At 36.8% G+C, this 17,500-nt stretch carries 16 protein-coding genes, 2 tRNA genes, 2 rRNA genes, 1 pseudogene and 2 riboswitches (1 of these 23 running past the window's edge); of the genes and pseudogenes, 18 read left to right on the forward strand and 3 right to left on the reverse strand.

Translation table 11 applies throughout. The features are described from left to right. The 8 genes from BGI23_RS01450 to tsaD form a co-directional block, all read left to right on the forward strand. Positions 1 to 140 (forward strand): 23S ribosomal RNA (locus tag BGI23_RS01450); it begins 2,783 nt to the left of the window's first position. A 50-nt stretch (positions 141 to 190) separates the two neighbouring features. Next, positions 191 to 306, forward strand: a 5S ribosomal RNA gene (gene rrf / locus BGI23_RS01455). Between the two features lie 12 nt (positions 307 to 318). Further along, positions 319 to 395 (forward strand) — tRNA-Met (locus BGI23_RS01460). A gap of 3 nt (positions 396 to 398) precedes the next feature. Further along, positions 399 to 474 (forward strand) — tRNA-Asp (locus BGI23_RS01465). 174 nt (positions 475 to 648) lie between these two features. Continuing rightward, positions 649 to 1,122: a tRNA (adenosine(37)-N6)-threonylcarbamoyltransferase complex ATPase subunit type 1 TsaE gene (tsaE, locus tag BGI23_RS01470; RefSeq protein WP_000049631.1), complete on the forward strand. Its 474-nt coding sequence runs from the start codon at positions 649 to 651 to the stop codon at positions 1,120 to 1,122. Further along, complete coding sequence (gene tsaB / locus BGI23_RS01475) at positions 1,103 to 1,795, forward strand: tRNA (adenosine(37)-N6)-threonylcarbamoyltransferase complex dimerization subunit type 1 TsaB (protein WP_001975528.1); 693 nt, start codon at positions 1,103 to 1,105, stop codon at positions 1,793 to 1,795. The genes tsaE and tsaB overlap by 20 nt, the downstream gene beginning before the upstream one ends. 13 nt (positions 1,796 to 1,808) lie before the next feature. Next, positions 1,809 to 2,252, forward strand: coding sequence for a ribosomal protein S18-alanine N-acetyltransferase (gene rimI, locus BGI23_RS01480; RefSeq protein WP_000367197.1), 444 nt, complete (start codon positions 1,809 to 1,811; stop codon positions 2,250 to 2,252). Further along, positions 2,252 to 3,268: a tRNA (adenosine(37)-N6)-threonylcarbamoyltransferase complex transferase subunit TsaD gene (tsaD, locus tag BGI23_RS01485; protein ID WP_000414588.1), complete on the forward strand. Its 1,017-nt coding sequence runs from the start codon at positions 2,252 to 2,254 to the stop codon at positions 3,266 to 3,268. The genes rimI and tsaD overlap by 1 nt, the downstream gene beginning before the upstream one ends. Positions 3,269 to 3,687: 419 nt before the next feature. Here tsaD and BGI23_RS01490 read toward each other — a convergent pair whose 3' ends face one another. Continuing rightward, entirely contained in the window at positions 3,688 to 5,622 is a 1,935-nt protein-coding gene (locus BGI23_RS01490) for an ABC-F family ATP-binding cassette domain-containing protein (protein ID WP_218921377.1), read from the reverse strand. Between the two features lie 187 nt (positions 5,623 to 5,809). On the opposite strand from BGI23_RS01490, the gene BGI23_RS01495 reads away from it, so the two are divergent. Beyond that, positions 5,810 to 6,439, forward strand: a complete 630-nt coding sequence (locus BGI23_RS01495) for a redox-sensing transcriptional repressor Rex (protein WP_000437705.1) — start codon at positions 5,810 to 5,812, stop codon at positions 6,437 to 6,439. Positions 6,440 to 6,468: 29 nt separating this feature from the next. On the opposite strand, the gene BGI23_RS01500 is transcribed toward BGI23_RS01495, so the two are convergent. Beyond that, positions 6,469 to 6,660, reverse strand: a complete 192-nt coding sequence (locus BGI23_RS01500) for a YdiK family protein (RefSeq protein ID WP_070805104.1) — start codon at positions 6,658 to 6,660, stop codon at positions 6,469 to 6,471. Next, positions 6,657 to 7,406, reverse strand: coding sequence for a CPBP family intramembrane glutamic endopeptidase (locus BGI23_RS01505; protein ID WP_000745340.1), 750 nt, complete (start codon positions 7,404 to 7,406; stop codon positions 6,657 to 6,659). Before BGI23_RS01505 ends, BGI23_RS01500 begins: the two co-directional genes overlap by 4 nt. A 401-nt stretch (positions 7,407 to 7,807) precedes the next feature. Between BGI23_RS01505 and groES the strand changes: the two genes are divergently transcribed. The 9 genes and pseudogenes from groES (at position 7,808) to BGI23_RS01545 (ending at position 17,362) form a co-directional block, all read left to right on the forward strand. Beyond that, entirely contained in the window at positions 7,808 to 8,092 is a 285-nt protein-coding gene (groES, locus tag BGI23_RS01510; RefSeq protein WP_000917306.1) for a co-chaperone GroES, read from the forward strand. A gap of 38 nt (positions 8,093 to 8,130) precedes the next feature. Then, on the forward strand, positions 8,131 to 9,765 hold the full coding sequence (gene groL, locus BGI23_RS01515; protein ID WP_001029999.1) for a chaperonin GroEL: 1,635 nt from the start codon (positions 8,131 to 8,133) through the stop codon (positions 9,763 to 9,765). A 284-nt stretch (positions 9,766 to 10,049) separates the two neighbouring features. Next, positions 10,050 to 10,325 carry a hypothetical protein gene (locus tag BGI23_RS28565; protein WP_083322636.1) on the forward strand — a complete coding sequence of 92 codons (276 nt, stop codon included), beginning with the start codon at positions 10,050 to 10,052 and terminating at the stop codon, positions 10,323 to 10,325. After that, positions 10,303 to 10,635: pseudogene (locus BGI23_RS28570) on the forward strand (hypothetical protein); the annotation flags it as partial. The gene BGI23_RS28565 and the pseudogene BGI23_RS28570, both read left to right, overlap by 23 nt. 23 nt (positions 10,636 to 10,658) lie before the next feature. After that, positions 10,659 to 11,114 (forward strand): SMI1/KNR4 family protein, encoded by a 456-nt coding sequence (locus BGI23_RS01525; protein ID WP_000481693.1) that lies wholly within the window; start codon positions 10,659 to 10,661, stop codon positions 11,112 to 11,114. A gap of 401 nt (positions 11,115 to 11,515) precedes the next feature. Beyond that, positions 11,516 to 11,617, forward strand: a riboswitch (purine riboswitch). A gap of 165 nt (positions 11,618 to 11,782) precedes the next feature. Then, positions 11,783 to 13,321, forward strand: coding sequence for a glutamine-hydrolyzing GMP synthase (guaA, locus tag BGI23_RS01530; RefSeq protein ID WP_000743928.1), 1,539 nt, complete (start codon positions 11,783 to 11,785; stop codon positions 13,319 to 13,321). Positions 13,322 to 13,472: 151 nt separating this feature from the next. After that, a riboswitch (purine riboswitch) is annotated at positions 13,473 to 13,574 on the forward strand. A gap of 127 nt (positions 13,575 to 13,701) precedes the next feature. Further along, positions 13,702 to 15,027 (forward strand): NCS2 family permease, encoded by a 1,326-nt coding sequence (locus BGI23_RS01535; RefSeq protein WP_000833097.1) that lies wholly within the window; start codon positions 13,702 to 13,704, stop codon positions 15,025 to 15,027. A 144-nt stretch (positions 15,028 to 15,171) separates the two neighbouring features. Beyond that, entirely contained in the window at positions 15,172 to 15,873 is a 702-nt protein-coding gene (locus BGI23_RS01540) for a response regulator transcription factor (protein ID WP_070805105.1), read from the forward strand. Then, positions 15,857 to 17,362: a HAMP domain-containing sensor histidine kinase gene (locus tag BGI23_RS01545; protein ID WP_070805106.1), complete on the forward strand. Its 1,506-nt coding sequence runs from the start codon at positions 15,857 to 15,859 to the stop codon at positions 17,360 to 17,362. Before BGI23_RS01540 ends, BGI23_RS01545 begins: the two co-directional genes overlap by 17 nt. Positions 17,363 to 17,500: the final 138 nt, after the last annotated feature.

A 17,500-nucleotide genomic window follows, 5' to 3' on the forward strand; every position in this document is an offset into this window, starting at 1 on the left:
CATGAAGCCCCCCTCAAGATGAGATTTCCCATAGCGTAAGCTAGTAAGATCCCTGAAAGATGATCAGGTTGATAGGTTCGAGGTGGAAGCATGGTGACATGTGGAGCTGACGAATACTAATAGATCGAGGACTTAACCATATAATATGTAGCAAATGTTATCTAGTTTTGAAGGAATATGCCTTCAATAGTTTGGTGATGATGGCAGAGAGGTCACACCCGTTCCCATACCGAACACGGAAGTTAAGCTCTCTAGCGCCGATGGTAGTTGGGACCTTGTCCCTGTGAGAGTAGGACGTCGCCAAGCTATTTATATCATCGCGGGGTGGAGCAGCACGGTAGCTCGTCGGGCTCATAACCCGAAGGTCGCAGGTTCAAATCCTGTCCCCGCAACCAAATGGTCCCGTGGTGTAGTGGTTAACATGCCTGCCTGTCACGCAGGAGATCGCCGGTTCGACCCCGGTCGGGACCGCCATTTTATATAAAGAAAAGAACGAAACATGTTGTTTCGTATTTTTTTATTTGTTTTAACAAAAAACTAATAAAGACAGTCAAACTATCCTTAGGAAAACTCCTAAGGACTTTTTTATATATTCAAAACCTGTATAATAAAGAGCAGAGAACATTGTGAGTAAAGTAGGTGAAGTCTGTGAGTAAATATGAAATAACAACAAAATCATCTGAGGAAACACAAAGATTATCAGAAAAACTTGGTGAACTTGCTCAGGCACAAGATGTAATTATTTTAGAAGGAGATCTAGGGGCTGGTAAGACGACTTTTACAAAGGGACTAGCAAAAGGTCTTGGAGTGAAAAGAGTTGTAAATAGCCCTACCTTTAATATTATTAAAGAATATAAAGGGAGATTACCGCTATATCATATGGACGTGTATCGCTTAGCAGAAAGTGAAGAAGACTTAGGTTTTGATGAGTATTTCTATGGTGAAGGAATTACGGTAGTAGAATGGGCTCATTTAATAGAAGCATATTTACCAAATGAGAAGCTACAAATTAGTTTATTCCATGCTGGAGATGACACAAGAAACATTGTACTCGAGCCGATTGGAGATCGCTATATTAGATTATGTGAGGAGCTATTACAAGATGAAAGTACTAGCAATTGATACTTCAAATTACGTAATGGGTGTATCCCTTATTGAAGAAGGAAACGTAATTGGGGAAATCATTACAAATTTAACAAAAAATCATTCTGTGCGTCTTATGCCAGCTGTAGAACAACTGTTAAAAGAATGCGGTGTAAAACCAAAAGAATTAACTAAAATAGTTGTAGCTGCTGGACCAGGATCATATACAGGTGTTCGTATAGGTGTGACAGCTGCAAAAACATTAGCTTGGTCACTTCAAATACCAATTGTAGGTGTATCAAGTTTAGAAGTAGTGGCTGCAAACGGAGCTAATTTTGATGGATTAATCTGTCCTTTATTCGATGGAAGACGTGGACAAATTTATACTGGCTTATATACATATGAAGGAGAGGATTTAACTTCTATAGAGGAAGACCGAATCATCCTTATTGTAGACTGGTTGCAAATGTTAAAAGATAAAGGAAAGCCTGTTTTATTTATTGGTAACGATGTGAAACTACACAAAGAAACAATTATCGAACATTTAGGCGATCAAGCTGTCTTTGCTCCTTTCACTAAAAATAACCCAAGACCAAGTGAGCTAGCGTTCTTAGGATTACAAAAAGAAGAACAAGATGTACATTCATTTGTTCCTAGTTACCTTCGTTTAGCTGAAGCTGAAACAAAGTGGTTAGAAAGTCAAAACAAGTAGGAGCTTGCAGAGGATGGATATGATATTTAGAAAGATGGAACTTGATGATATTGCTCAAATTGTAGCCATTGAAGAAGCATCTTTTTCAACTCCTTGGACTGCAGATGCCTTTCACCGTGAGTTAACGATGAATGAACATGCACATTATGTTGTGCTAGAAAAAGATGGTCGTGTAATTGGGTATTGTGGATTGTGGATAATTATTGATGAATCACATATAACAAATATAGCTATTTTGCCAGAATACAGAGGTCAAAAGCTAGGAGATGCTTTATTAAAAGAAGTTATTTCCGAGGCGAAAACTCTAGGTGTAAAAACGATGACACTTGAAGTACGTGTATCAAATGAAGTAGCAAAACAGTTATACAGAAAATACGGATTTCAAAATGGTGGAATTCGTAAACGATACTATGCAGACAATCAGGAAGATGGTCTCGTAATGTGGGTGAATATATAATGGAAAAAAATACGATTATACTTGGTATTGAAACAAGTTGTGATGAAACAGCAGTAGCGGTTGTTAAAAATGGAACGGAAATTATTGCGAATGTTGTTGCATCACAAATTGAAAGTCATAAACGTTTTGGCGGAGTTGTACCAGAGATTGCGTCCCGTCATCATGTAGAAGAAATTACAGTTGTATTAGAAGAAGCTTTAAAAGAAGCGAATATCACATTTGATGATATTGATGCAATTGCTGTCACAGAAGGACCTGGTTTAGTAGGAGCGCTTCTAATAGGGGTGAACGCAGCGAAAGCAGTGGCATTTGCACATGATATCCCTCTAGTTGGTGTTCATCATATCGCTGGCCACATTTATGCGAACCGTTTAGTAAAAGAAGTTCAATTCCCATTACTATCACTTGTTGTCTCTGGTGGGCATACAGAGCTTGTTTATATGAAAGAACATGGTTCATTTGAAGTAATTGGTGAAACGCGAGATGATGCAGCAGGAGAGGCATATGATAAAGTAGCTCGTACGTTATCTATGCCATATCCAGGTGGTCCTCATATTGATCGACTTGCACATGAAGGAGAACCAACAATTGATTTACCTCGTGCATGGCTAGAACCGGATTCGTATGATTTCAGTTTTAGCGGATTGAAATCAGCAGTTATCAACACTGTGCATAACGCAAAACAACGCGGGATAGAAATTGCACCGGAAGATTTAGCAGCAAGTTTCCAAGAGAGTGTAATTGACGTATTAGTAACGAAAGCATCTCGTGCAGCGGATGCTTATAACGTAAAGCAAGTGCTTCTTGCTGGTGGAGTAGCTGCGAATAAAGGACTGCGTGCACGTTTAGAAGCAGAATTTGCACAAAAAGAAAATGTAGAGCTAATTATTCCTCCTCTATCTTTATGTACAGATAATGCAGCTATGATTGCGGCGGCAGGTACAATTGCATATGAACAAGGAAAACGTGCTACATTAGCTTTAAATGCAAATCCAGGATTAGATATTGAAGCGTAGTTATGCACAAAATTAACCACAGCTTGTGGATAAAACCCATATTATCTGTTGATAATATGGGTTTTATTGTGTATATAAAATGTTGATAACTTTTTTGTTGATTGTGGATAATGTGGAAAAGTTATTTAGATGTTTATTTTATAAAGGTGGATATGTGTATAAACTTGTGGATAAACCAGATAAAGTCTGACCTTTGAATCTATCCTTTTTCGGGAAATAAAAACGAAGAAGGTATCTCTAAAAAACATTTTGAAATATGCCCTTATTATAAGGGAGGCTAACATTGTCAAACCTTGTCGGAAAATCGATACCTCGTGTCGAATCGTTTATGCGATAGAGGTTGACCATGGCTAGAAGATAAGAAGGATGTCTCATCGTCAAAAATCCCGACTGATGAGACATCCTTCTTATTTATACTCTTATAAATGCAATTCTTCCCATTCTGCCATACAAGCATCAAGTTGTTCTTGTAGTGTTTGCTTTTTCGTTGTAATTTCACTAGCCTTTTCATAATCTGCATATATTTCTGGTAAGCAAAGTTGATCTTCTAACGTAGCAATTTCTTCTTCAAATTGTACAATATTTTGTTCTAGTTCCTCAATTTTTCGAGTACGTTGACGCTCCAACTTTTTACGCTCTTTTTCTTCGAGATAATTTAATTTTTCTGGAGCTACAGTTTTTTGAACAGGTGCCTGATTTTCTTGCTGTTCTTGCTGTTCAAGTTCTGCACGTTCAATCATTTCATTTTTCTTTTCAACGTAGTAATCGTAATCCCCTAAATATTCCTGTGCACCTTCTGTTGATAACTCAACCACAGTCGTTGTTACACGATTAATAAAATAGCGGTCATGTGAGACAAATAGAAGAGTACCAGGATAATCGATTAAAGCATTCTCTAGGATTTCTTTACTATTTAAATCAAGATGGTTTGTAGGCTCATCGAGAATTAATAAATTCGATTTTTGCATCATAAGTTTTGCAAGAGCTAACCGAGCCTTTTGTCCACCACTAAGAGAAGAGACGGGCTTTAGTACATCATCTCCTGTGAATAAGAAGTTACCTAGTATCGTGCGAATTTCTTTTTCAGGTTGCAGTGGATATTCATCCCATAGCTCATTTAAAACGCGCTTAGAAGATGTTAAATTAGCTTGTTCCTGATCATAATAACCAACAGAGACATTAGATCCGAAAGAAACCTCACCATGTAATAGTGGTAACTTATTCACAATGGATTTTAATAATGTGGATTTCCCAATTCCATTTGGACCAACTAAAGCAACACTATCTCCCCGTGTTAAGCGCATTGTTACATGTTCAATAATTGGATCCTTATCATAGCCAATGGTTGCGTCCTTTACTTGTAACACATCATTTCCACTTTGTTTTTCAATATCGAAGTGGAAGGAAGCTGACTTAGAATCCCCTAATGGTCTTGTTAATAATTCCATACGGTCTAATTGTTTCCGGCGACTTTGCGCACGTTTTGTCGTAGATGCACGAGCTATATTTTTTTGAACAAAGTCCTCTAGCTTAGCAATCTCATCTTGTTGTTTTTCATAACGTTTCATTTCTTGCTCGTATAGTGCTGATTTTAAGTCTAAATATTTACTGTAGTTACCAACAAATCGTCTACTTTCTTTATTCGAAATTTCATATACTTGTGTAACAAGTTTATCTAAGAAATAACGGTCATGGGAAACGATTAGTATTGCCCCAGGATAACCTTGTAAATATTGTTCAAGCCATGTTAATGTTTCGATGTCTAAATGGTTTGTAGGCTCGTCCAAAATAAGTAAGTCTGGTTTCGTTAATAATAATTTACCGAGAGCTAATCGTGTTTTTTGTCCACCGCTTAATGTCGAAATCGTCGTCTGGTGCGTTTCAACTGGGAAGCCAAGACCACTTAAAATCGAACGGATATCTGCTTCGTACTGATAGCCACCTTGATCTTTATAATCTAATTGTAATTGGTCATAATCAGCTAATAATCTTTCATATGTAGCCTCGTTTGAAAAGTTTTCTTCTTTTCCCATCTCTTGCTCTAGCCTTCGAAGTTTTGTCTCCATTTGCTGCAAGTGTGTAAAGACGGTTAGCATTTCATCCCAAATTGTTAAAGATGTTTCTAAACCGGTATTTTGAGCTAAATATCCAACTGAGACATCTTTCGGTTTTATAATTTCTCCACCATCATGAGATAGCTCACCCGCTATTATTTTTAATAATGTAGATTTTCCAGCGCCATTTCGTCCGACTAATGCGATACGATCTTTCGTTTGAACTTCTAATTTTATATTTGAAAGAATCGTTTCTGCACCGTATAATTTCGAAAGCGCGTTTACTTGTAATAAAATCAATGTTTTCACCTCAAATAATTTCTTAACTTTGCCATGTTTATATTTCTCAATCATACTAAAAATAGTGTATAGTTTAAAATACAGAGAGAATACTTCTTCTTTCTATTATACAAGGAATTTAATAAGTGCTAAACTTCTGTATTTGATTAAAGCATATGAATAAAGATAGGAAGAGAGGAGAGGTTATATGGAGCAGCAGAAAATTCCACAAGCCACTGCTAAGAGATTGCCTCTATACTATCGATTTATCCAAAACTTATCTTTGTCTGGTAAGCAACGTGTTTCATCAGCTGAATTAAGTGAAGCGGTAAAGGTTGATTCCGCAACAATTCGCAGAGATTTCTCATACTTTGGAGCGTTAGGGAAAAAAGGATATGGATATAATGTAAATTATTTATTATCATTTTTCCGTGAAACACTCGACCAAGATGATATAACACGTGTAGCGCTTATTGGAGTAGGTAATTTAGGGACCGCTTTCTTACATTATAATTTCACGAAAAACAATAATACAAAGATTGAAATGGCATTTGATGTTAGTGAAGAGAAAGTTGGAACAGAAATCGGAGGCATTCCTGTATATCACTTAGATGAATTAGAAGAACGTTTATCAACTGATATACAAGTGGCAATATTAACAGTACCCGCTACAGTAGCGCAATCTGTAGCCGATAGATTGGCAGAAACAAACGTGCATGGTATTTTGAATTTCACACCAGCGCGCTTAAATGTGTCAGAAAATATAAGAATTCATCATATTGATTTAGCAGTAGAGTTACAAACATTAGTTTACTTTTTGAAGAATTATCCACAATAAAACGCAGAGGAAGCGACCTCTGCGTTTTATTATTGTTTTTTCTTTGTGAATTTAACTAAGATAAGGCGAAGTGCCAAATTAAAATCAATCGTTGCCATAACTGCAAATAGTATTGTCCATATATTCCAAATTGTATCTGTTACGTTCGTAATGGCGAAGCGTGTAAAGATACATCCTAGAAGGAAGTATAATGCAGCCATGAACAATGGTGAGTTTCTCATACTAAAAATCCTCCGATAAAGCCTTGCATTTTTTCAGCTTCTTTAATCATTTCCTGAATTTGTTCGTTACTCACTAAAACTTGGGCAATTGCAACTAATGTATTCATTGCAACATGAGCTGCAATTGGAACGATAATACGCTTCGTTTTTACATATAAGAAGGCGAATACGAGACCCATAGCAGTGTATACCAATAAGTGAGTAAAATCAAAATGAATCGCCGCAAATACAAGAGAACTAATGATAGCGGCAATAAAGAAGTTAAACTTCTTATAAAGTGTACCAAATAAAATTTTTCTAAATACGATTTCTTCCAAAATAGGTCCTATTATAGAGATGACGATAAGGAACCAAGGTGTCGTTCTTGCGATATCCATAAGTCTCGCTGTATTTTCAGATCCAGGTTTAATACCTAATACATACATTTCAATCATACCAGCAATACTTTGCGAGAAAAATGCTAAGAAGAACCCGATAAAAATCCAACCAATCGTAGCTGGAACAGTAGAACGCTTTGTATCTAAATGTCTGTCGCGAATATCTGTTCTAAGTAACCAAAGTACGATACATAATGCAATAAAGAAGCTAATGATTGCCCAGTGACCAGTTATAAGTTGAAATTTCTCCTCCCTAGTAAATCCTCTGTTATCATAAAGTCCAGTTTTCAGGAGAAGCGGTAATCCAGCTATGGATGATAACTGCATTAAGATGTATGTAACGATAACCCACCAATATTGTTTTTTCAAATGGTTTAACCATCCTTTCTAACTCTAGTGTATGAGATAAGGTAGGATAACATGTACATATGCTACCTACGATATAAACCTTGCTTACATTATGATTTTTTTGTAAATCCTTATTCGAATTTATAATAGAAGACAGGAGAAAGTTGTGTGTGTAGAGAAAACAACTTAGGGTGTCCTTTCATATTGTAACATACGAGTAGTGGAAACAACGATTCATATGGTAAAGGTAGAAGAAGAGGAACTCTATATAGAAAAGTTTATAGCGTAATTTGCGAAAAAATTATGATTTTTTTACTTGCAAAAGAAATTGAGATTATTTATTATTATAAGTGTGTTAGCACTCGGGTGACCTGAGTGCTAATAAATAAAATTTACATAACAAAATGAGGAGGTTATTGTTCATGCTAAAGCCATTAGGTGATCGCGTTGTAATTGAGCTTGTTCAAGCGGAAGAAAAAACAGCAAGTGGTATTGTATTACCAGACACAGCAAAAGAAAAACCACAAGAGGGTAAAGTTATTGCAGTAGGTACTGGTCGAGTGCTTGAAAATGGTGAGCGTGTTGCTTTAGAGGTAGCAGCAGGTGATCTTATCATCTTCTCAAAATATGCAGGTACTGAAGTGAAATATGAAGGTACAGACTACTTGATTTTACGTGAAAGTGACATTTTAGCAGTTATCGGTTAATTATATAAATCTTAAAAAATCCAAGGGGGTCAATTATTATGGCAAAAGATATTAAATTTAGTGAAGAAGCACGTCGTTCGATGCTTCGCGGTGTCGACACTCTTGCAAACGCAGTAAAAGTAACGCTTGGACCAAAAGGTCGTAACGTTGTTCTTGAGAAAAAATTCGGTTCACCACTTATTACAAATGACGGTGTAACAATCGCAAAAGAAATTGAATTAGAAGATGCATTCGAAAACATGGGTGCGAAATTAGTAGCAGAAGTTGCTAGCAAAACAAATGATGTAGCTGGTGACGGAACAACAACTGCAACTGTATTAGCGCAAGCTATGATTCGTGAAGGTCTTAAAAACGTAACAGCTGGTGCGAACCCAATGGGTCTTCGTAAAGGTATCGAAAAAGCTGTAGTTGCTGCAGTAGAAGAATTAAAAACGATTTCTAAACCAATCGAAGGTAAATCTTCTATCGCACAAGTAGCTGCTATTTCTGCTGCTGACGAAGAAGTAGGTCAATTAATCGCTGAAGCAATGGAGCGCGTTGGTAACGACGGCGTTATTACTTTAGAAGAATCTAAAGGTTTCACAACAGAATTAGACGTAGTAGAAGGTATGCAATTTGATCGTGGATATGCATCTCCTTACATGATTACTGATTCTGACAAAATGGAAGCAGTTCTTGATAACCCATACATCTTAATCACTGACAAAAAGATTTCTAACATTCAAGAAATCTTACCAGTATTAGAGCAAGTGGTACAACAAGGTAAACCACTTCTTATCATTGCTGAAGATGTAGAAGGCGAAGCATTAGCTACATTAGTAGTGAACAAACTTCGTGGTACATTCAATGTAGTAGCTGTTAAAGCTCCTGGATTTGGTGACCGTCGTAAAGCAATGTTAGAAGATATCGCAATCTTAACTGGTGGCGAAGTAATCACTGAAGAATTAGGCCGTGACTTAAAATCTGCTACAGTTGAATCTTTAGGACGCGCTGGTAAAGTTGTTGTAACGAAAGAAAACACAACTGTAGTTGAAGGTGTAGGAAGCACAGAACAAATCGAAGCTCGCATCGGTCAAATCCGTGCGCAATTAGAAGAAACAACTTCTGAATTCGATCGTGAAAAATTACAAGAGCGTCTTGCAAAACTTGCAGGTGGCGTAGCAGTAATTAAAGTAGGTGCAGCAACTGAAACTGAGTTGAAAGAGCGTAAACTTCGCATTGAAGATGCACTTAACTCAACTCGTGCAGCAGTAGAAGAAGGTATCGTTGCAGGTGGTGGTACTTCACTTATGAACGTATACACGAAAGTAGCTTCTATCGTAGCTGAAGGCGACGAAGCAACAGGTATTAACATCGTACTTCGTGCACTAGAAGAGCCAGTTCGCCAAATCGCAATCAACGCTGGTCTAGAAGGATCTGTAGTTGTAGAGCGTCTAAAAGGCGAAAAAGTAGGCGTTGGTTTCAACGCAGCTACTGGCGAGTGGGTTAACATGCTTGAAACTGGTATCGTAGATCCAGCTAAAGTAACTCGCTCTGCACTTCAAAACGCAGCATCTGTTGCAGCTATGTTCTTAACAACTGAAGCTGTAGTAGCTGACAAACCAGAACCAAATGCACCAGCAATGCCTGACATGGGCGGCATGGGCATGGGCGGTATGGGCGGAATGATGTAATAAGCATCACTCTGTGAAGCTGTGCAATCTATAAATATTTAATTAGTAGAAGGCTACTTCCTTGATGAGAGGAGGTAGCCTTTTTGTGTTTTTAAAATTTGCATAAAAGGAATTTCTTGAAGACCGTAAGCTTGGGAATATAACGAGGGTAAATATCAAAATTATGAGGTTCTCTTAGGTGGTTTTATTGGTTAATGTCACGATAATGACATTTTGAATGTTGAAGAAGTTAAAAATCTTTATGTGAAAAGCTATTTACGTCATTCTAAGATACAAAACCTCAAATGTTTAATGTGTTTCGGCAATTTGATAAGATTGCAGAAGAACTAATGCACGCTGCTGAAAAGTTTCGTAATGCTGATGAACGTTATGATGGTAATTTAGTTGATAGAAGTTTATCTAATGAAAAGATAGAAGCAGGAGCAATGGGCGGCAAACCTTCTGAAAAATCTATGCTGAGAAAAATTTTGGATGGTATATATGTTGGCTCTGGGCAAGTTATTGGGGAGATTGTAGAAGGATTTGATTCATTAGACGATACAGGAATCTTTAAAAAATAGTGGTTATGAACGACTAAGTAAAGAAGAAGTAGCAGTGAGAAGAGAAGAATTTAATAGACTGCGAGAAGATTTAATTAAAGAATGGGAACTTAAGACAGGGCAAAAATGGCCTACTTATGAAGAAGAAATCCTTTCAAGAAGGGGTAGAGTACTAAGAAGAGTTGATAGACCTTATGATGCACATCATTTGGTAGAGAATGCATATGGCGGGGAACATGAATGGTGGAATATACATCCAGCTAGATATCCTGATGAACATCAAGGTGGAATCCATGCAAAAGATACAATTTCAAGGGAAATCTTTAAATGATAAATAATGGAGGTAAATAAGTAATGTTTAATTTTTTGAAAAAGCATATTGTAGCAGACGAAGGCATTAAATCTAATCAAACCCCTATTCTTTACCCTTTACCAAAAGAAGAGATAGCAGAAGCGGAGGATTTGTTGAAAATGCAGTTCCCTAAAGAACTAAAACGTTTCTATGAAGAAATTGGTTATGGATTTTTAAACACCAACAGAAATTTAATCAATAGATTTATGGACCCGATTTCAGTTGCGGATTTCCGTTTAAGACAGGATATTTATGAACATAATCCAAACTTGGATGATACAGACGATGAAGAATCATTGGTGTTTTTCGAAATTACGGAAATTAGTTTTTTAACAATTAAATTTAAAGAGGAAAATGAATTAGGACAGTGTCCCATTTACTCTGAGAACATAAAAATAGCGGATTCTTTAGAAGAATTTTTAATTAAAATGGACGAAAACCCTGATTATTATATTTAATCTTATTAATAATTGCTTTAAGGATTAGGACTTGAAAAATAGCTAATCGTGAATAACAAAAAGCTTATGTATAACTTGCATAGGCTTTTATAGTGTCTATTAACTCTTTTGTTTGAGTGTATTTATGTCAGCGTAAGAGCTAGAACAGGTTGATGAAATTTTTATACGGATAGGTAAAAAAATAGGAAGAAACTGATGATAAGACTTTAGCTGTAGTAGCTGACAAACTAGGACCAATTACAACGGTAATGCCTGGCATGGGCGGGATGATGTAATCCTTTTCTAAAAAACGTCCATTTCTATATAGAAATGGACGTTTTTTAGAAAAGGAAATGAATTTCTGTAGAATTTTGTCGCTTTCTCTCTTGACCATACCGACACTTCATTGTTAGAATCTAGGAAGATAATATAAAACGATCCTTCATATATCCTCAAAGATAAGGTTTGAGAGTCTCTACCGGGTTACCGTAAACAACCTGACTATGAAGGCAGTGTGTCTTATATTTATAAAGAGCGGAAGACTATCTTTCTTTATAAAGCCAGACCCCTGCCTTTTCTTTGTTATGAGACTAGAGGCGGAGGACTGGCTTTTTTTATTATATTGGTAATGCTTTTCGCCTAATTGGTGAAAATATTTATATACGAGAACTAACGTTGGGGTGATTATTTTGAAGAAGCAACACGATACAATTATCGTTTTAGATTTTGGAAGTCAATACAATCAGTTAATAGCACGTCGAATTCGTGAGTTCGGTGTATACAGTGAACTTCATCCGCATACAATTACTGCAGAAGAAATTAAAGAAATAAATCCAAAAGGGATTATTTTCTCTGGTGGACCGAATAGTGTATACGGTGAAGGTGCATTACATTGTGATGAAAAAATCTTTGACCTAGGATTACCGATCTTCGGTATTTGTTACGGTATGCAGCTTATGACACAAAAATTCGGTGGTAAAGTAGAACGTGCAAACCACCGTGAGTACGGAAAAGCTGTTCTGAAAGTAGAGAACGAATCAAAATTATATGCGAACCTTCCAGAAGAACAAGTTGTATGGATGAGTCATGGTGACTTAGTAACTGGTTTACCTGAAGGGTTCGTAGTAGATGCAACAAGTGAGTCTTGTCCAATTGCTGGTATGAGCAATGAAGACAAAAACTTATACGGTGTACAATTCCACCCAGAAGTACGTCACTCTGAGCACGGTAACGATTTAATTAAAAACTTCGTATTCGGCGTATGTGGTTGTTCTGAAGGATGGAACATGGAGAACTTTATCGAAGTAGAATTAGAGAAAATCCGTGAAACTGTTGGAGACAAAAAAGTTCTATGCGCACTTAGCGGCGGTGTAGACTCTTCTGTTGTAGCAGTATTAATTCATAAAGCAATCGGCGATCAGTTAACATGTATTTTCGTAGACCACGGTTTACTTCGTAAAGGCGAAGCAGAAGGTGTTATGAAAACATTTAGTGAAGGCTTCCATATGAACGTTATTAAAGTGGATGCAAAAGAACGCTTCATGAACAAGTTAAAAGGTGTAGAAGATCCAGAACAAAAACGTAAAATCATCGGTAACGAATTCATTTATGTATTTGATGATGAAGCTTCTAAGTTAGAAGGAATGGACTTCTTAGCACAAGGTACACTGTACACAGATATCGTTGAAAGTGGTACAGCAACTGCACAAACAATTAAATCTCACCATAACGTTGGTGGACTTCCAGAAGACATGCAGTTCAAATTAATTGAGCCTTTAAACACGTTATTTAAAGATGAAGTACGTGTATTAGGATCAGAACTAGGAATTCCTGATGAAATCGTATGGCGTCAACCATTCCCAGGCCCTGGTCTTGGTATTCGTGTATTAGGTGAAATCACAGAAGAGAAATTAGAAATCGTTCGTGAATCTGATGCGATTTTACGTGAAGAAATTATTAAAGCGGGCTTAGATCGTGAAATTTGGCAATACTTCACTGCGCTTCCTGGTATGCGTAGCGTAGGTGTTATGGGTGACGAGCGTACGTACGATTACACAGTAGGTATCCGTGCAGTAACATCTATCGACGGTATGACAGCTGACTGGGCACGTATCCCTTGGGACGTATTAGAGAAAATCTCTGTACGTATCGTAAACGAAGTAAAACACGTTAACCGTATCGTGTATGATGTAACGAGTAAGCCACCAGCAACTATTGAGTGGGAATAGTATTTATAAAAAGGTCCATCTATTACTTATGTATAGATGGATCTTTTTGTTTTAGGGTTAATACGAACGAAATTATAAATGTTTATAAAAATGTTCGTTTTTAAATTGACAAAACTACTTCATCGAGTTAATATGAGTATGTAATTCAAACGAAAAGTGAATATTATGCCGTCGTATAATATCGGGGATATGGCCCGAAAGTTTCTACCTAGCTACCGTAAATGGCTTGACTACGAGGCGTTTTTATAAAGGTGAGGGGAATCTTATCTTTATTCATAGAACGCTTCCATGTATATGCAATGGAAGCCTTTTTTATTTTTAATAGATAAAAGAGGGCTAGGAGATTACGGCGAGTAATCATATAACGGGGGAAACGTAAGATGAAACGCTATTTTCAGTTTGATGAACTCGGCACGAATTACAAAACAGAGTTCATAGCAGGTTTAACGACATTTCTATCTATGGCTTACGTACTATTTGTCAATCCTGCTACGCTGTCACTTGGAAATGTTAAAGGATTACCGGCAGGTACAGGAATGGATCCAGGTGCAGTATTCGTTGCTACAGCATTAGCAGCAGCGATCGGTTCGTTAATTATGGGGATTTTCGCGAAGTATCCGATTGCTTTGGCACCGGGTATGGGAATTAACGCATTCTTTGCTTATACAGCAGTGTTAACGATGGGTATTCCGTGGCAAACAGCAATTGCTGGAACGTTAATGTCAGGTATTATCTTTATTATTCTTACAGCTTCAGGTATTCGTGAAAAAATCATTAATGCAATTCCATCAGAGTTAAAGTTTGCAGTAGCGGCAGGTATCGGATTATTCATTGCTTTCCTTGGATTCCAAAATGCTGGAATTATCGTGAAAAATGATGCTGTTCTTGTTGGGTTGGGGGACTTAACAAAGGGCACAACGTTACTAGCAATCTTTGGAGTTGTTACGACAATTATCTTCATGATTAAGAAAGTAAATGGTGCAGTATTTTACGGTATGATTCTTACAGCAATCTTAGGAGTAGCAACAGGATTAATTGATACTCCGAAAGCTGTAGTGGGAGCAATACCGAGTCTAGAACCAACGTTCGGTGTGGCGTTAACGCACTTCGGAGATATTTTCACTGTTCAAATGGTGATTGTTATTATAACGTTCTTCTTTATCGATTTCTTTGATACAGCAGGTACACTTGTAGCGGTTGCGAATCAAGCTGGATTAATGAAGAACAATAAATTACCACGTGCAGGAAAAGCATTATTTGCAGATGCGATTGCAACTGTAATTGGTGCGATCTTAGGTACATCAACAACAACGTCTTATATTGAATCTTCTGCAGGGGTAGCAGCGGGTGGACGTTCTGGATTTACAGCAGTTGTAACAGCAGGATTCTTCTTACTGGCACTATTCTTCTCGCCATTACTAAGTGTTGTAACACCAGCTGTAACGGCACCAGCATTAATTATTGTAGGAATCTTGATGGTTTCTTCCTTAGGAGAAATTGATTGGAAGAAATTCGAGATTGCAGTACCAGCATTCTTTACAATTATCTCAATGCCACTTACGTATAGTATCGCAACAGGAATTGCAATCGGGTTTATCTTCTATCCAATTACAATGGTAGTAAGTGGTCGACGTAAAGAGATTCATCCGATTATGTATGTTATGGGAGTTTTATTCGTACTATATTTCATCTACGTTCGTAAATAAAAGGGGTTTTTGAAAGGTCTAGACTTAAGGGGAGTCTAGGCCTTTTTTGCGTCTTCAGAAAATCTTAAGGATTTCCGAGCGTTTTTCTTCAGAAGTTTTCCTATAATAGAAGTTAGGGATTAAAAAAGTGATGGGGGAGATATTGTGGCAAATGAAACGATACTTGTCGTAGATGATGAAAAAGAAATTAGGAATCTTATTACAATCTATTTAAAGAATGAAGGATATAAAGTATTGCAAGCAGGGGACGGCGAAGAAGGATTACGTTTACTAGAAGAAAACGAAGTACATCTAGTCGTATTAGATATTATGATGCCGAAAGTAGACGGCATTCATATGTGTATGAAAGTAAGGGAAGAAAAAGAAATGCCAATTATTATGCTTTCCGCGAAAACGCAAGATATGGATAAGATTTTAGGGTTAACAACGGGTGCGGATGATTACGTAACGAAACCATTTAATCCGTTAGAGTTAATCGCAAGAATTAAATCTCAGTTACGCCGTTATATGAAAATGAATGGTTTCGCTATTCAAAACGAGGACGAGTTAGAAATTGGAGAGATGAAAATCAACATCTCGACCCATAAAGTTATTGTAGAGGGAGAAGAAGTGAAGTTGACCCCGAGGGAATTTTCAATTCTAGAATTACTAGCCCGTAATCCGGGTATGGTCTTTAGCGCGGAACAAATTTATGAAAAGGTTTGGAACGAAAGATCTTTCCAGTCGGATAACACGGTAATGGTTCATATTCGAAAAGTGCGTGAAAAGATTGAAGAGAATCCGAGGAAGCCAATTTATATAAAAACAGTATGGGGAGTGGGGTATAAGATTGAAAAAGATATTTAATCCATTTACTTATGTTAGGAAATTTCGAGAGTTAATCGGAAAGCTAGTAAAGAGTGTGAAACGGAGTGTGCGGATTCAACTTATTACGGCTTTTACTGCTTGTGCGTTATTAGGTCTCTTTGTATCAACGAAGATAGTAGCGCCTGTTTTTGAAGATGCTAGTCGACATGCTGAGATTAATTATAGAGATGGTATGGAACAAATTAATCGTAAAGCGCAAAGTACTGCGGAAATGATGGTTGATGCAAATAAATTAGATGCCGTACAAAGTATGATAGAGCTAGAAAATGAACATTTAGAGCAGGGGCAGGATGCTTTTAAAATATTAGTTACCGATGAAAATGGTAAGGTTTTGTATAAAACGAAGCAGGCACAAGAAGAACAAATTAATTTGCATAATACAATTCGTAATGCAACTTCGTTTGCTATCAATTATTCGAATAATAATGATATTGAAAGATCTAGAAAAGAGTTTATTACTTTCTCACCTATTACAATAGAAGGTAAGAATTTATATATGTTTGTGAGTGGAATTCCTCAAGGGGAAGTAGTGTATTATAAAGTAGAAGGCCCATTCCCATTTTTAATTGGTGTACTCGTATTCATTTTCTCTTTCTTTTATATAACAAAGAGAAAGATGAAACAAATTGAAGCGATGGCAGAAGGTGTAAAGGAAATCGAAAAAGGAAACTTAGCGTATCGTATTGAAAAGAAAGGTGAAGACGAGATTGCGTCTTTAACTGAGAATATTAATAATATGGCGGAAGAGCTTATGAATAATATAGAAAAGGAACGTAGATTAGAGAAGCAAAAGAATGAGCTTATTACGAATGTATCTCACGATTTACGTACACCACTGACTTCTATTATGGGTTACTTGCGATTACTTCGAGATTCTAAATATGAAAATAAAGAACAACATGATGAGTATACAAGAATTGCTTTTGCTAAATCGGAGCAGTTAAAGAATTTAATAGAAGATTTATTTGAGTATACGAAGTTAACGAATGAACAAGTTGTATTAGAAAAACAAGAAGTATGTGTAAATGAGTTGCTCGAGCAATTAATAGAAGAGTTAGTACCGCAAGCGGAAGAGCATGGACTTACGTTCGTTAAGAAGTTTCCTGAGGAACGTGCCTATGCAGCGATTGATTCGGAAAAGATGGTCCGTGTATTTGATAATCTATTAATGAACGCGATTAAGTATAGTAAAGATGATGGGGAAATCAAAGTTTCTCTTCAAAGGCAGCGCCGGGATATACAAATTGTAATTGCGAATCATAGTGAAGAGTTTACGAGAGAAGAGTTAGCGAGTTTATTTGAACGCTTTTATAAGAAAGATCAATCTAGAAGTAGGGCAACAGAAGGATCGGGCCTTGGATTGGCAATTGCGAAAAGTATTGTTGAATTACAAGGTGGTAGTATTCGGGCTGAATATGAGGATGGTATTATTCAGTTTATCGTCTCGTTACCAATTATAGAAAAATAATAAACGAATAGAATGGTATATGATAAAAAGGCTTATTTTAAAAGAAATAAGCCTTTTTATACTTTTTTAGAAAAACATGTTGACGATTAGAGATTAGGGGTGTAATATAGAACAAGTCGCCGATGACATTAACGTCGA

Source organism: Bacillus sp. ABP14, assembly GCF_001831375.1.
GTDB classification, from domain to species: Bacteria; Bacillota; Bacilli; order Bacillales; family Bacillaceae_G; genus Bacillus_A; species Bacillus_A paranthracis.